Source organism: Vibrio gallaecicus (assembly GCF_024347495.1).
In the GTDB taxonomy this organism is placed as follows: Bacteria; Pseudomonadota; Gammaproteobacteria; order Enterobacterales; family Vibrionaceae; genus Vibrio; species Vibrio gallaecicus.
The window spans coordinates 1,141,018-1,155,623 of the sequence record NZ_AP025490.1; the positions used below are offsets into that span (position 1 = coordinate 1,141,018).

Sequence of the window (14,606 nt, forward strand, 5' to 3'; positions counted from 1 at the left end):
CCCGTTTAATAGCGTGCTAGCCTAGCCCCCTAAAGCTCAATGTGAGCATAACGTGATTTAAGCGAAGGATATGTCAGAGACTTTATTATTCCATAAAACATTCACACACCCGACCAGCGATGAGTGGGTGGTCTTTGTGCATGGAGCTGGTGGCAGTTCATCTATTTGGTTCAAGCAAATAAAAGCTTACAAGGAGCACTTTAATTTACTGTTAATCGACTTACGTGGACATGGTAAATCTAATGCTTTGTTAAAAGAGCTAATAGCGAACCGATATACCTTCAAAGCTGTAACTCTTGATATTTTGAAAGTGCTCGACCATTTGAAAATTCGTTCTGCTCATTTCGTCGGCATGTCTCTTGGAACGATAATTGTACGTAATGTTGCGGAAATTGCAGCAAGTCGAGTTCGCTCAATGGTGCTAGGAGGAGCTGTAACTCGCCTTAACACCCGTTCACAAATTCTGATTAAGCTTGGTAACCTGAGTAAGCATATTATCCCTTACATGTGGTTATATAGCTTATTTGCTTATGTAGTGATGCCACAGAAGAGCCAAAAAGAGTCTCGACACTTATTTATTAGAGAAGCTAAGAAACTTTGTCAAAAAGAATTTAAACGTTGGTTCATCTTAACAGCTGATGTGAACCCTATAATGAAGTACTTTAAGGATCGTGAATTACCGATCCCAACATTGTATTTGATGGGGGAAAGAGACTATATGTTTATTCAACCCGTGAAAGAAATGGTTGAGGCACATCAAGCAAGTGAACTAGTGGAAATACCAAATTGTGGGCATGTATGCAACGTAGAGCAACCTGATGAATTCAACAAGCGCTCTATTGCTTTTATACAAAAGCAAATAGCTTAGAAGCTATTTGCTGTAATACTTAGCTTCAAGCTAACAAGAGAGGTTAGCCTTTAGTTAATAATTACTATTATTCAGATGTATTCCTAGGCAGCTCAATTTTAACTTCGCTTTGAGGGGATTGAGCTCCACATTGCCAGCAAGATCCAAATTGTGGCTCATTGTTTTCTCTACAATTCTCGCATACCCATTCTTCAAACTGTATTGATGTCTGTTGTAATTGGTACTCTTCCACAATCACTTTAGCTCTTGGTGCGTACTCAGTATTTGGTAACCAAACGTATGGATCAGTTTCTTCGGTAAAGGGTAATTCACCTTTGAGCCCAAATAGACCTTCTCCTCTTACTTCACACTCCACATTTTCACTTTGTAGAAGTCCACATACAATGTGAGCCTCTGCAGGATTACTCGCAATAAATATTTTCATTATTCAGCCACCGGACCTGAACGAAATTTAGCCATTGCCCATTTTGCTAAAATTGGGAACAAACCAAGCAATGCAAATGAGAGTAAAACAGATGGTGAAACAATACCCGACAATGAATCAATTTCCGCAAGTTGCGTACCTGCATTTAGGTAAACAGCAGTACCTGGAAGCATGCCTAATTGGCTAGTTAAGTAATAGCGAGAGATGGAGATTGGCGTTAGACCCATCAATAAATTAATTAAGAAAAACGGAAATACTGGGATTAAACGAAGTGAAAATAAGTAAAATGCCCCGTCTTTCTCAACACCTTGGTTGATGGTTGCTAACTTGTCACCAAATTTACTTTGTACCCAGTCACGTAATAAAAATCGGCTACTTAGGAAAGCTAATGTAGCGCCAATGGTACTTGCAAATGAAACCAAAACAAGGCTTGCCCAAAAACCGAATAGGGCTGCGCCTAGTAGAGTCACTACCGCGGCGCCAGGGATCGAGAAAGCAGTAATCATGACGTAAACAATGAAGTATATCGCTGCCGCCAGTAAGAAATTACTTTCAATATAGTTATTTAAAAGCACTTGTTGAGCTTTGGCATTCTCTAACGTTAGATACTGACCAAAGTTGACACCTAGTATGATGATGGTTGCCAGTAGTACGATTCCTAAAATTAGTTTTTTACTCATGAATACTTCCTCTAAATGTCACTTAATATCATTATTATAGTTAGACAGGGAATCAAGGCATTAACTTTCATTGAAAATAAAAAAAGCCACAAATAATGTGGCTTTTTGGTGTGAAAGTGACTGATTAACTTAATTAATTCGGCTGATAAGCTCTTCTCGTCGCTGTTGAGGGATAACAGACCAGTGCATACCCTTTATAGCGCCCTCTAATGCCCATAACAACTCAAGGCTTACATCCGATGAATGAGACTGCCTAATAGCGTTGTAGGCATTTACAGAGCCAAATTCATACAGCCTTTCCACTGAATCAATGCCGGCTTTTTTAAGCATCCTTTCAGTCGCAAGTCGAAGGTTTGGGAGATCCTTCAAGCGGTTAGGTTTTGCTGAAGATTGTTCCTTTTTCTCATCTTTAGCGAAGTTTAGAGAAACTTCCGCTAAATTGAGAGTTTGTTGTAGATCTTGCAAAATGTTATTAGGAAGAGCGAAATACTTAGTAACAACAGGAAACCCTCGTTTTTTGTAGACGTACGGTTGAAACCCTTGTTGTTTGAATTGATCCGCAGAGTTTTTATCAGCTCTAATGTGTAGTTGATCATTCACAACTAATGCGAACATAGTTTCGTCAGCAAATAGGCCGAACCCACCAAACATTGAACGCGATTTTATTTTTCCTAGGGACTCAAATAACTTCATCGAGTCCTTTAGTAGTGGTTTATCCATGTGTTTTATCTCGGTGTATTTGAATTATGCCACCAAATAAGCAGGTCCGAGAGAGTAGCAAAATGTTGCTATAAAATGTCAGTTAGCGGTAAATCTTTCATTTTGCCATCGGCAACCCCGCTACCATACCAATATAGGCTTAGGCCGGAGGCTTTGCGTCTCACTCTTTAAAGTGGTTTGCCCTGTGCGTGACTTTTGACAGAATAAGTATTTTGTTGAACAAAGCTCACATTTGAATTTTTAAAGTGTGACATTCATTCAGTAAATGATAGTCGTAATGTGTGACTAAGTGCATTTGTTTTGTTTGTAAAAAAGCGCACTTAAATGTGCGCATTTATGAATGCTTTATTTATTTCAGTGATTTAACTGTGTTTCGTTCCACTATTTCTGGGTGCATTTCGAAAATACGTTTTTCATGGTCTTTATCTTTTATACGTTCTAGCAATATTTCAAAAGCATTTTTGCCAACGCGTCGCTTAGGTTGGTGGACGGTGGTCAGTGGCGGAGAAAAGTATTCAGCCAACTCAATGTTGTCATAACCAATAACTGAAATATCATCAGGGATCTTTAGCCCATTTTGCTGTAGTCGGCTCATTAAACCGAGTGCCATTGTATCGTTAAAGCAGAAAACGGCGGTTGGGCGGTCTTCCATCCCTACAATCTTGTCTGCAGCAATTACGGCTGTATCACATTCAAAGTTACCTTCAATGATTAAGTCATCATTCAATTCAACTTGTGCTTCATTTAATGCTCGGTGGTAACCTGCAATACGCTCAGTACAAGCCGCTTTATCTAGATGACCACTTAAGCAAGCAATTCGTGTGTGACCTTTTTCTAGTAGGTATTTTGTTGCTAAGTAGCCGCCCTCTTCAGAGTTATCGATGATCTTATCTGCTTGAGAGCTTTCAGGACCCCAATCCATCACTACTTTAGGGATATCCGCGTGTCGATCTAACATTTCACGAAGTTCTTCTGTTAGGTCGGAACACATCACTAAAATGCCATCTACGCGTTTTTCAGCCAGCATGCGAATGTAATCACGTTGTTTCTCGTAAATACCACCTGTATTGCAAAGGATCAAAGTATAACCTTGGCGGTAGCAGTAGCTTTCTACACCATCAATGACTTCAGAGAAGAATAAGTTGGTAGATTGAGTAACTAGCATGCCGATAGTACGTGTCGTATTGCATTTTAAGCTACGAGCAACAGCACTAGGTGCATAGTTTAATTCATCAACAGCTTTATTTACTTTTTCTTGAGTCGCTTCTGCAACAAAGCGAGTCTTATTGATGACATGAGAAACAGTTGTTGTTGATACGCCGGCTAATCGAGCGACATCTTTTATAGTGGCCATGGTTTTATCCTGTTAAAAGCTACTTTACTAGAGAGTAGGGCAGCAAAGTAGCCGTAAAGCTACCAGAGTGAGAGCACTGGTTAAGTTTTTCTAATGGTATTAAAGTGCTAAAAAACAAAAAACCGCTAATCAGAGCGGCTTGTTTTCAATTTCAAAATGCTCATGATCAGTAAAGCACAACATTTTGATGGTGTTTCATATTTTATCGTTTGCGATCACAATTTTAGACTGACTGGAAAATGACCGCAATAACATTCACCCATAATTATGGGTGAATTGTCACATTTACATCTAAATATTCTATCAATACTAGAATATCGCTTTATTCATCGCTTAGGTATTCTAGATCCAGTTTATAAAAGGCTACGAGCAGTGTTGCAACGCTTGCGTAAAATCCAAATTTATCGAATTCTGTACACTTTGCTTGGAATCTTGGTATCCAAGTAAGTAGGTATTTTTCGATAAACTGTTTTTGTTCAAGGAAGCTACTTTCAAACTCTTCACTGTTTTGATTTTCGTTAGAACGGATGATTAAATTTCCAAGAAAATCGAGTTCAATGGCAATGTGATCCGCTGGTTCATTTAGATCAGCACTAACTCCTACACCATGCTCAGCCATCAGTGTTTCCATGTCTTTTGCAGGTTGACCATTTAGTAGACCAGTATTACCAATATACAAAGATGCATAAGGCAAAGCGGCGTACTTATCGGATTTTAAGAATAAATCACAAAAGTCAGCCGCAAGCTCAAGCTGTTCATCGTCACGATTCTGAGAGCGGTTCAAGGCATCGACGAGTTTATCTATTGCTGGTTTCAGCGTTTCATTTTCGCCTAACCCAGCTAGAAATGAACGAATTTCAACAGACTTGTAATGCTCTAATTCTGATTCTGTTAATTCTTTAGCAAATAAGCTTGATAGCCACCAGTAAATTTCAGCTCTTTTCTCGTTGAATGCTTTCATTTCTTTCATCAATTATTCCTACCTTCATAAGGTGACGCCTAAAAACGGCTGAGATTCAGTGAACAGACTTAAACTTAAGTCGTAATGCCTATATTGAATTGCTCTGAGCGGTAAATAGCAAGGTTTTAGCTTGTCTTGCATCAAAAAAAAACCATGTTTCTGGCTTTTATCTTACTGGCGACTAGAATTGTTACGAGTTATGAATAGAATAGTCAATGAAACTATTAAATAAGAAAAGTGGTGTAGATGAGCTATCACGTATTAGTCGTTGAAGATGATGTGGTAACCCGAAGTAAACTGGTTGGTTACTTCCAGAATGAAGGTTACACAGTGAGCGAAGCTGAAAGTGGCGCTCAGATGAGGGAAGTGTTGGTTCAAAACAACGTTGACCTGATTATGCTAGACATCAACTTACCAGGCGAAGATGGATTGATGCTAACTCGCGAATTACGCAGTCAATCAGACATTGGAATTATTTTAGTCACTGGACGCACGGATAGCATCGACAAAATTGTAGGCCTTGAAATGGGGGCTGATGATTATGTTACTAAACCATTTGAACTTCGCGAGTTGTTGGTTCGAGTGAAAAATTTACTATGGCGCATAGCGGCTGCACGCAAGACAAATACGGCTGCAGTAGAAGAAACGGAAGATGAGACTATTGTACGTTTCGGAGAGTGGACATTCGATATCCCACGTCGCGCATTAAGTAAAAATGGTGAACCAGTTAAATTAACGAAAGCAGAGTATGAGTTATTGGTTGCTCTGTCTTCATACCCAAATCAAGTGTTAAGCCGGGAGCGTATTCTTAATATGATCAGCCACCGTGTTGATGCACCGAACGATAGAACGATTGATGTTTTGATTCGGAGAATGCGTGCCAAGATGGAGTTTGATCCGAAGAACCCGCAAATATTTGTGACAGTTCACGGTGAAGGTTACATGTTTGCGGGGGATTGATTTCAGTTAGTTTGTACAATAATTTGAAAGCTCCACTAGAACAAAATAGAAAGCCGAGGCAAATGTACCTCGGCTTTTTTATTGGACTAAATTCGTAGTGGCTTTTTATCGGTCACAAGCTTTAGCTGCAAAGTTATAAAGTTATAAAGTTATAAAGTTATAAAGTTATAAAGTTATAAAGTTATTGTGGAAGTCTCACGTGTATCCAATTTTATTCATAAAAGATCATTGGTAGCTTCAGACACTTTATCTACCGCATTATTGGTCGATTCTGATATAGACGATTCTTGATGATCTATCCAGTCGCGCAGCCTTTGCCACATTAGCCCCATCGTTTCATGCCAATAGCGCTCGGTTTGCTCTAAGTAAATCGCCTTTGGCATATATTTATTCCAAGGCTGCACAATATTTTTGTGAGCTAAGTAATTGGTTGGTGCTGGGGTTGGTTGGATTCCAGCACCATTAAATTCATAAATGGCTCTTTGCATGTGGCTAGCTGAAGTGACTAAAACAACTTTTTTATTTTGAATAAAAGCAGCCGCTTGTCGTGCTTCTTCCCCTGTGTCTTTTGCCGTTTCTAATAAAATAATATCAGGCTTAGAGACGCCTAAAGCTAAGGCTACTTTCGCCATCATTCTTGCATTACTGATTTCTAGACCACCACCGTAGCCAGATAGAATCAGTTTCGCCCCAGGGTACATACGTAAAATCCTGATCCCCTCACTCAAACGCATCAAACCTGTGCGGCTGAGTTCTGAAGTTGGTGGGATTTGATCGTCGACCACGTGGCCACTTCCGAGCACCATAACGAAATCTACGGATTTGTCGGTTGGTAAGAATACAGAGTACTGCCTTTCCAGAGGCATAAGTAAGCGACTAGAGATGGGTTGGAAGGCAATAAGGAAAATACCGCAGAGTGCGGTTAACGTAATTAGACATCCAGTCTTTCGTTTTGTAGTAAACATGACTAGGGCTAAGCCTAGAAAAGCGAGAATTAACATTGCTGGTAGTGGCATCAACAAGGATGACACGACTTTTTTCAGCTCAAACATATCCGAATAGTCCGAAAAAACATCACTTAGTAGTAAAAAGAGACATCGCCTCTTTATTCCTGAAATTCCTGTGACAGAATAGCAGGCACGATAGGACATAATAACTCAAGTGACCGTGACTGAAGACCGTAATTTCGACGATATTGCCCACAAATTTGCAAAAAACATTTACGGCTCTGACAAAGGAGAGATCCGTCAGATCATCGTATGGGAAGATTTAGAGCTTGCTCTTAATGAATTTGCTGATGAAAATACTCCCCTTCACGTACTTGATGCGGGTGGTGGGCTGGCTCAAATGTCACAGAAGATAGCTGCACAAGGTCACCATGTATCATTGTGTGATCTATCTTCTGAAATGCTGGCTCTTGCAAAAGAGGACATTGCAAAGGCTGGCTTGCTTGAGCAATATCGGCTGATCCATTCTCCAGTACAGAAGATCGCAGAGCATCTTGACGATAAAGTCGATTTCGTGATGTTTCATGCTGTGATGGAGTGGTTAGCAAACCCCAAAGAGGCTCTTGATATTTTGCTAGATCAAGTCAAGCCCGGAGGCGTTGCTTCGATTATGTTTTATAACCACCACGGCTTGGTACTGAAAAATGTGATATGTGGCAATATTCCTCATGTACTTGATGGGATGCCACATAGAAAGCGGTTTAAGCTGCAGCCCCAGAAAGGGCTTAAGCCAGAAGATGTCTATCAATGGATAGAAGACGCTGGTTTTGATATTCAAGGGAAATCTGGTATTCGTTCATTTAGTGATTACATAGGTAATATGGAATACATGGGCGATTATGATTTTGAAGATGTATTAGCGCTTGAAAAACAATTATGTCGACAAGAGCCATATTTATCTCTAGGACGATACATTCATGTGTGGGCGAAAAAGCCGGCATAAAGCGAAAGTAAGAATAACAAAGAATCATGCGTGACATCGAAATTAGACTGATGTCATAAGAAACGATAACAGGAACCACAATGAGTGAAATGACTCAAACTGCCGAAGAGCAGCCAATTGATGAATTGGTGGGCTGGGTCAAGCAGCATGACTTCTCATTGAATCTCTCACCAGAGCGTTTAGCCTTTTTGATTGCTATCGCTGTGTTGAGTAATGAAAGATTTGATGAAGAGTTAGGTGAAGGTGAACTGCATGATGCATTTATCATTGTCACTCGCATGTTTGAAGAAACGGGAGATGCTTCTGCATTTCGCGCGAATAACGCCATCAATGAATTGGTGAAACAAAAGCTCATTAGTCGCTTCACAAGTGAAGTGACCGATGGAGCCAGCATTTACCGACTTTCACCGCTTGCCATTGGCATTACAGATTACTACTTACGCCACCGACAATTTTCTAAGCTAAAATTGTCGATTCAGTTGACTATGGTTGCTGACGAAATGGCGAAAGCGATAGAAGCTGCCCAAAAAGGCGGGACGCCAGCGCACTGGAAGAGAAACGTTTATGGCGTCCTTAAGTACTCTGTTGGCGAAATATTTGACCAAATAGACCTTAACCAGCGTGTTATGGATGAGCAACAGCAAACGGTTAAGCAGCAAATTGCGGATCTATTAAATAAAGATTGGCGAGAAGCTATTAATAACTGTGAGTCTTTACTTTCTGAAACCTCAGCTACGTTGAAAGAACTTCAAGATACGCTCCAAGCCGCAGGTGATGAACTCCAAACTCAAATCCTCGATATTCAAGAAGTTGTTTACGGGAATGATGAGTTAGAGTTTGTTGGTGAAACCCTATTTGGTTTACAGATGAAACTTGACCGAATCACGAGTTGGGGTCAGCAAGCAATAGACTTGTGGATTGGCTATGACCGCCATGTACACAAGTTTATTCGAACGGCGATTGACATGGATAAGAACCGTGCCTTTAGCCAGCGTCTGCGTCAATCTGTGACAGATTACTTTGATGCACCTTGGTTCTTAACGTATGCGGATGCAGAGAAATTAAGTGATCTTCGAGATGAAGCTCTGGTTTTACGTGATGACGAAGTAACAGGGCAAGCCCCACTAGACGTTGAATATGAAGAATTCGAACAAGTAAACGATCTGCTTTCTGAAAAGATTGCAGCGATGCTGAGAGTTCATAAAGAGCAGGGTGCAGCCATTGATCTTGGACTTGTACTGCGTGACTACCTCGCAGAACACCCTCGTACTCACCATTTTGATTTAGCTAGAATCGTTGTCGACCAAGCCGTGCGCTTAGGTTATTCCGAATCTGACTACCAGGCTATTCAGCCTGATTGGCAGGCAATTAACGATTTTGGTGCAAAGGTACAAGCAAATGTCATTAACAAGTACTGATGATTACATGCCAGAGAAGCTGGTAAAAGCGATAGCGAACCCATTGTTCCCTGCGTTAGACAGCATGTTGCGTGCAGGTAAGCACGTATCAAGCGAAGATTTAGACAACCATGCGTTACTTGCTGATTTTGAAGTTGAGCTTCAACAGTTTTATCAACGCTACAATACTGAACTAGTAAAAGCACCTGAAGGTTTCTTTTACCTGCGCCCGCGTTCTACCTCATTGATTAGCCGAAGTGTGCTATCTGAATTGGATATGCTAGTAGGCAAAGTATTGTGTTTCTTATATCTAAGCCCAGAGCGTTTAGCTCATGAAGGTATTTTTACGAATCAAGAACTGTACGAAGAGTTAATGGCACTGGCTGATGAGGCAAAACTCATGAAGCTGGCGACTAACCGTGCTTCGGGTTCAGATTTAGATAAAGAAAAATTATTCGAAAAAGTTCGTACTTCATTACGCCGTTTACGTCGTATTGGTATGATCATCTCTATTGGTGAAACAGGTAAGTTCCGCATCAGTGAAGCGGTTTTCCGTTTCGGAGCGGATGTTCGAATTGGCGATGATATGAAGGAAGCTCAATTGCGTCTTATCCGTGATGGTGAAGCGGTGGTTCATACGCCTGAGCCAAGCCAAGGCAGCTTGCTGAATGAGCAACAAGATCATCAAGAAGATGAACAGCCAGAAATTTTTAACGAACAACTGAATTTAGGCGAGCTGGCTGATGGCCGCGAGCAAGAAACTGCGGAAGGTGAATTATGATTGAACGCGGTAAGTATCAATCATTAACCATGATCAACTGGAACGGCTTCTTTGCGCGTACTTTTGATATTGATGGTTTAGTAACAACTCTTTCAGGCGGCAATGGCGCCGGTAAGTCGACCACAATGGCGGCATTTATTACGGCCCTTATTCCTGACCAAAGCTTACTGCACTTCCGAAATACAACGGAAGCGGGTAGCTCTCAATCATCAAGAGATAAAGGTCTTTATGGTAAGTTACAGCCTGGTGCGTGTTATGCCGCGCTAGATGTTGTTAACTCCCGTAATCAGCGCTTACTGTTTGCTGTAAAACTTCAACAAGTTGCTGGGCGAGATAAGAAAGTAGATATTAAACCATTTGTTATTCAAGGCTTACCAAGCCATGTGAAACCAACCGATGTGTTAATCGAAAACGTTTCTGATAGACATGCTCGTGTATGCCTATTAAATGATGTGAAAGCAGCTGTGGCGCAATATGAAGGCGCTCACTTTAAAGCGTTCTCATCGATTGTTGAATACCACGCTCAGATGTTTGAATACGGTGTCGTTCCGAAGAAACTGCGTAATAGCAGTGACCGTTCTAAGTTTTATCGCTTGATCGAAGCATCTTTATACGGTGGTATCTCAAGCGCGATTACTCGTTCACTTCGTGATTACTTGTTGCCACAAAATGGTGGCGTGAAGAAAGCATTCCAAGATATGGAATCTGCACTTCGTGAAAACCGAATGACATTGGATGCAATTAAAACTACGCAAGCCGATCGTGATTTATTCAAACACTTGATTACAGAATCTACCAATTACGTAGCAGCTGACTACATGCGCCATGCGAATGATCGCCGTAATAAGCTTGATCAAACTATGGTGCTACGTGGTGAGTTGTTTGGATCTCGTGAAACTTTAGTTGAGCAAAATAGCCTACTGAACCGTGTTCAAGAAGAACTTGAGATCTTAGTCGATCAAGAGTCAGCGCTTGAGCAGGATTACCAAGCCGCTTCCGATCATTTACAGCTTGTTCAAAATGCCCTTCGCCAACAAGAAAAAATAGCACGTTATAGCGATGATCTTGAAGAATTAAGCGAACGCTTAGAAGAGCAAATGATGGTGGTTGAAGAAGCACAAGAACGTGTTTTACTAGCTGAAGAGCAGGCGACCATTACTGAAGAAGAAGTGGATAGCCTAAAAACGCAACTTGCCGATTACCAACAAGCGCTTGATGTTCAGCAAACTCGTGCTCTTCAATATCAACAAGCTGTTCAAGCATTAGAAAAGACCAAACAGTTATTAGCTGATGAGTCGATCACGCCTGAAAGTGCGATGGCACTGGTTTCTGAGTTGAAATCTCAAGAAGAAGCTAATACCCAAACATTGCTTGCTACTAAGCACAAGCTGGATATGTCATCAGCGGCTTCTGCACAGTTCGATAAAGCGTTGGCATTAGTGAAGAGTGTTGTCGGTCATGTTGAACGACAAGATGCGTCAGTAAGTGCTAAACAAGCGATTGAAAAAGGCAGAGAGTCGAAACATATTGTTCAAAATGAACAACAATGGCGTGCTCAGCATCGTGATATGGAGCGAGATATGGCTCAGCAGCGTCAAGCTCAAAGCCTAGCCGCTGAATATCAGAAGCAACATAATACTGAATTAACTGATGAGCTGATTTTCGAAGAAGAGCGTGAACGCCACTCAATGCAAATTGAGTCTTTAGAGTTTGCTCAAGAAGAATTACGCGAAGCTAAAAGTGAACAGCGTCGTGTTGAACAAGAATATACTCAGCAAATAACTAGATTAGAAGCGATAGCGCCAGCTTGGATTAATGCTAACGATGTTTTAGAAGCGTTAAGAGAACAAAGCAATGCTGAGCTAGAAGATAGCCAAGCCGTAATGACTCAAATGCAGCAAGTTCTGCAAGATGAGAAATCACAATCTATCGCGAAAGAGCAGCTAGCAAAACGTCGTTCAGAGCTTGATCAAGAAATCGAACGTTTAGCTTCACCTGGTGGTTCGAATGATCCTCGATTGAAAGGGTTAGCAGACACATTAGGCGGCGTATTACTTTCTGAAATTTATGATGACATTACCATTGGTGATGCTCCGTATTTCAGTGCAATGTATGGCCCTGCACGTCATGCGATTGTGGTTTCAGATCTTGATGGGATCAAAGAGAAACTGGTTGATTTAGATGATTGCCCTGAAGATTTATATATCCTTGAAGGCGATGTTGATGCGTTTGATGATAGCTCATTCAATGCTGATGAACTTGAAGGTGCTGTTTGCGTTCAATTAAATGATCGTCAAATGCGTTACTCGCGTTTCCCTGAGATTCCATTGTTTGGCCGTGCTGCTCGTGAACAGCGTCTAGAACACTTACGTGAAGAACGTGATGTTGTAGTGGAAAACCACGCGAAAGCGGCATTTGACTCTCAGAAACTCCAGCGCTTATACCAAGCATATAACCTATTTGTTGCTAAGCACTTGCAGGTTGCTTTTGATGCTGACCCTGAGCAAGCTTTGGTTACTGTACGTGATAAGCGTAATCAAGTTAGCCGAGCATTAACAGACATCTCAGCTAAAGAACAACAGCAACGCAGCCAGCTAGCGCAAAGCAAGCAAGCTATCTCTACATTAGATAAATTAGCGCCAATGATTCGTATGATCGAAGATGAGACATTGGCAGAACGTTTGTCTGAACTTGAAGCTCAGCTTGAGCGTTTAGGTGAAGCGAAATCTTACTTATCCAATCATAGTAAAGCGCTAACTGCACTGGAACAGATTGTTTCAGCCCTTGACGCGGATCCAGAACAATTTGAAGCGTTAGAAGCCGAGTACAAACAAGCTGACCAAGCACTTCAAATATTGAAAGGTAAGTTGTTTGCTTTATCTGATTTGATTGAACGTCGTCATTACTTTGCTTATGAAGATTCAGTGGATCTTCTTAATAAGAGCAGTGAACTGAGTGAGCAATTAAAAGCTAAGTTGGTTAATGCTGAGCAAGCGAGAACAAAAGGTCGTGATGGCTTAAAACAAGCTCGTGATCAAATGAACCAGTACAACCAAGTATTGGCTGCACTTAAGAGTTCGCATCACGCTAAACTTGAAACCGTTCAAGAGTTTAAACAAGAGCTACAAGAATTTGGCGTGAACGCTGACGAAGGCGCTGAAGAGCGTGCAGTTCGTCGTCGTGATGAACTTCAAGAACGTCTACACACTTCACGTAGTCGTAAGAGCGGTTATGAGCGAACCATTACATCGACTGAATTGGAGATGAAAGGTTTAGCTAAACGCTTGAAGAAGGTTCAGAAGGAATACGCTGAACTTCGCACGTTTGTGGTCGCTGCAAAAGCGGGTTGGTGCTCAGTTTTACGTTTAGCTCGTGAAAATGACGTTGAGCGCCGTTTACATAAACGTGAATTAGCGTACTTATCTGCAGGCGAGCTTCGCTCAATGTCAGATAAGTCGTTAGGTGCACTTCGTCTTGCCGTTGCAGGTAATGATGACTTACGTGATTCTCTGAGACTATCTGAAGATAACGCGCATCCAGAACGTAAAGTATTGTTCTACATCGCGGTTTATCAGCATCTTCGTGAACGAATTCGTCAGGATATTATCCGTACCGATGATCCTGTTGAAGCGATTGAAGAGATGGAAGTCGAGCTTGCTCGTCTAACAGAAGAATTGACTCAGCGTGAAAACCGCTTAGCAATCAGTTCTGAATCTGTGGCAAGTATCATTCAGAAAACGATTCAGCGTGAGCAAAACCGCATTCGAATGCTTAACCAAGGTCTATCTAATATTTACTTTGGTCAAGTGAAAGGTGTACGTCTTAATGTGAAAATTCGCGAGAGTCACGAAGTATTGCTGGCTGGATTAGCATCGCAACAAGACCAACATAAAGACTTGTTTGAAACTTCTCGCTTTACGTTCTCAGAAGCGATGGCGAAACTTTTCCAGCGTGTAAACCCACATATCGACATGGGGCAACGTTCACCTCAAGTTCTAGGTGAAGAATTACTGGATTACCGTAATTACCTAGAATTGAGTGTTGAAGTGAACCGTGGTTCTGATGGTTGGTTACAAGCTGAGTCTGGTGCACTTTCAACAGGTGAAGCGATTGGTACTGGCCAATCTATCTTGCTGATGGTTATTCAGAGCTGGGAAGAAGAGTCACGCCGACTGCGCAGTAAAGACATTGTTCCTTGCCGACTATTGTTCTTGGATGAAGCTGCGCGTTTGGATTCTAAATCAATCTCAACGTTGTTTGAGCTATGTGACAGGCTAGGAATGCAATTACTGATTGCAGCGCCTGAAAACATTAGCCCAGAGAAAGGTACAACGTATAAGTTGGTTCGTAAGGTCTTCAAAGATCACGAACATGTGCATGTGGTTGGTTTACGAGGCTTTGCTCAAAATAAACCTGCGACACCAGTACAAGAGCTTATCGAAGAGTTGTAATACCTAATAAGTATTAATAAACAAATACTGAAGCCCCTACTTGTTAGGGGCTTTTTTATG

12 protein-coding genes and 1 riboswitch are annotated in these 14,606 nt (G+C 41.3%); of the genes, 6 read left to right on the forward strand and 6 right to left on the reverse strand.

Annotated elements, in window-relative coordinates:
• The first annotated feature begins 70 nt into the window (after positions 1 to 70).
• Positions 71 to 868 carry an alpha/beta fold hydrolase gene (locus OCU78_RS05075; RefSeq protein WP_137372475.1) on the forward strand — a complete coding sequence of 266 codons (798 nt, stop codon included), beginning with the start codon at positions 71 to 73 and terminating at the stop codon, positions 866 to 868.
• 67 nt (positions 869 to 935) lie between these two features.
• Here OCU78_RS05075 and OCU78_RS05080 read toward each other — a convergent pair whose 3' ends face one another.
• From OCU78_RS05080 to torD, 5 genes are all read right to left on the reverse strand, one after another.
• On the reverse strand, positions 936 to 1,292 hold the full coding sequence (locus tag OCU78_RS05080) for a putative signal transducing protein (protein WP_137372476.1): 357 nt from the start codon (positions 1,290 to 1,292) through the stop codon (positions 936 to 938).
• Positions 1,292 to 1,972 (reverse strand): TVP38/TMEM64 family protein, encoded by a 681-nt coding sequence (locus OCU78_RS05085; RefSeq protein ID WP_137372477.1) that lies wholly within the window; start codon positions 1,970 to 1,972, stop codon positions 1,292 to 1,294. Before OCU78_RS05085 ends, OCU78_RS05080 begins: the two co-directional genes overlap by 1 nt.
• Positions 1,973 to 2,101: 129 nt before the next feature.
• Positions 2,102 to 2,692 carry a TfoX/Sxy family DNA transformation protein gene (locus OCU78_RS05090; protein ID WP_137372478.1) on the reverse strand — a complete coding sequence of 197 codons (591 nt, stop codon included), beginning with the start codon at positions 2,690 to 2,692 and terminating at the stop codon, positions 2,102 to 2,104.
• A gap of 107 nt (positions 2,693 to 2,799) precedes the next feature.
• A riboswitch (cyclic di-GMP riboswitch) is annotated at positions 2,800 to 2,884 on the reverse strand.
• Positions 2,885 to 3,041: 157 nt separating this feature from the next.
• A complete protein-coding gene (purR, locus tag OCU78_RS05095) occupies positions 3,042 to 4,046 on the reverse strand; it encodes an HTH-type transcriptional repressor PurR (RefSeq protein ID WP_137372479.1) in 1,005 nt (334 codons plus the stop codon).
• Positions 4,047 to 4,368: 322 nt separating this feature from the next.
• Positions 4,369 to 5,016, reverse strand: a complete 648-nt coding sequence (gene torD / locus OCU78_RS05100) for a molecular chaperone TorD (RefSeq protein ID WP_137372480.1) — start codon at positions 5,014 to 5,016, stop codon at positions 4,369 to 4,371.
• Positions 5,017 to 5,253: 237 nt separating this feature from the next.
• Here torD and torR point away from each other — a divergent pair, with 237 nt between their 5' ends.
• Complete coding sequence (gene torR / locus OCU78_RS05105; protein ID WP_137372481.1) at positions 5,254 to 5,967, forward strand: two-component system response regulator TorR; 714 nt, start codon at positions 5,254 to 5,256, stop codon at positions 5,965 to 5,967.
• A gap of 215 nt (positions 5,968 to 6,182) precedes the next feature.
• On the opposite strand, the gene elyC is transcribed toward torR, so the two are convergent.
• Positions 6,183 to 7,019 (reverse strand): envelope biogenesis factor ElyC, encoded by an 837-nt coding sequence (elyC, locus tag OCU78_RS05110; protein ID WP_167493999.1) that lies wholly within the window; start codon positions 7,017 to 7,019, stop codon positions 6,183 to 6,185.
• A 115-nt stretch (positions 7,020 to 7,134) separates the two neighbouring features.
• Here elyC and cmoM point away from each other — a divergent pair, with 115 nt between their 5' ends.
• The 4 genes from cmoM to mukB all read left to right on the forward strand — a co-directional run bounded on the left by cmoM (position 7,135) and on the right by mukB (position 14,546).
• On the forward strand, positions 7,135 to 7,917 hold the full coding sequence (gene cmoM / locus OCU78_RS05115; RefSeq protein ID WP_137372795.1) for a tRNA uridine 5-oxyacetic acid(34) methyltransferase CmoM: 783 nt from the start codon (positions 7,135 to 7,137) through the stop codon (positions 7,915 to 7,917).
• A gap of 80 nt (positions 7,918 to 7,997) precedes the next feature.
• Positions 7,998 to 9,335 carry a chromosome partition protein MukF gene (gene mukF, locus OCU78_RS05120; protein ID WP_137372483.1) on the forward strand — a complete coding sequence of 446 codons (1,338 nt, stop codon included), beginning with the start codon at positions 7,998 to 8,000 and terminating at the stop codon, positions 9,333 to 9,335.
• Complete coding sequence (gene mukE / locus OCU78_RS05125) at positions 9,316 to 10,095, forward strand: chromosome partition protein MukE (protein WP_167494000.1); 780 nt, start codon at positions 9,316 to 9,318, stop codon at positions 10,093 to 10,095. Before mukF ends, mukE begins: the two co-directional genes overlap by 20 nt.
• Positions 10,092 to 14,546, forward strand: a complete 4,455-nt coding sequence (gene mukB, locus OCU78_RS05130) for a chromosome partition protein MukB (RefSeq protein ID WP_137372485.1) — start codon at positions 10,092 to 10,094, stop codon at positions 14,544 to 14,546. The genes mukE and mukB overlap by 4 nt, the downstream gene beginning before the upstream one ends.
• The last annotated feature ends 60 nt before the right edge of the window (positions 14,547 to 14,606 follow it).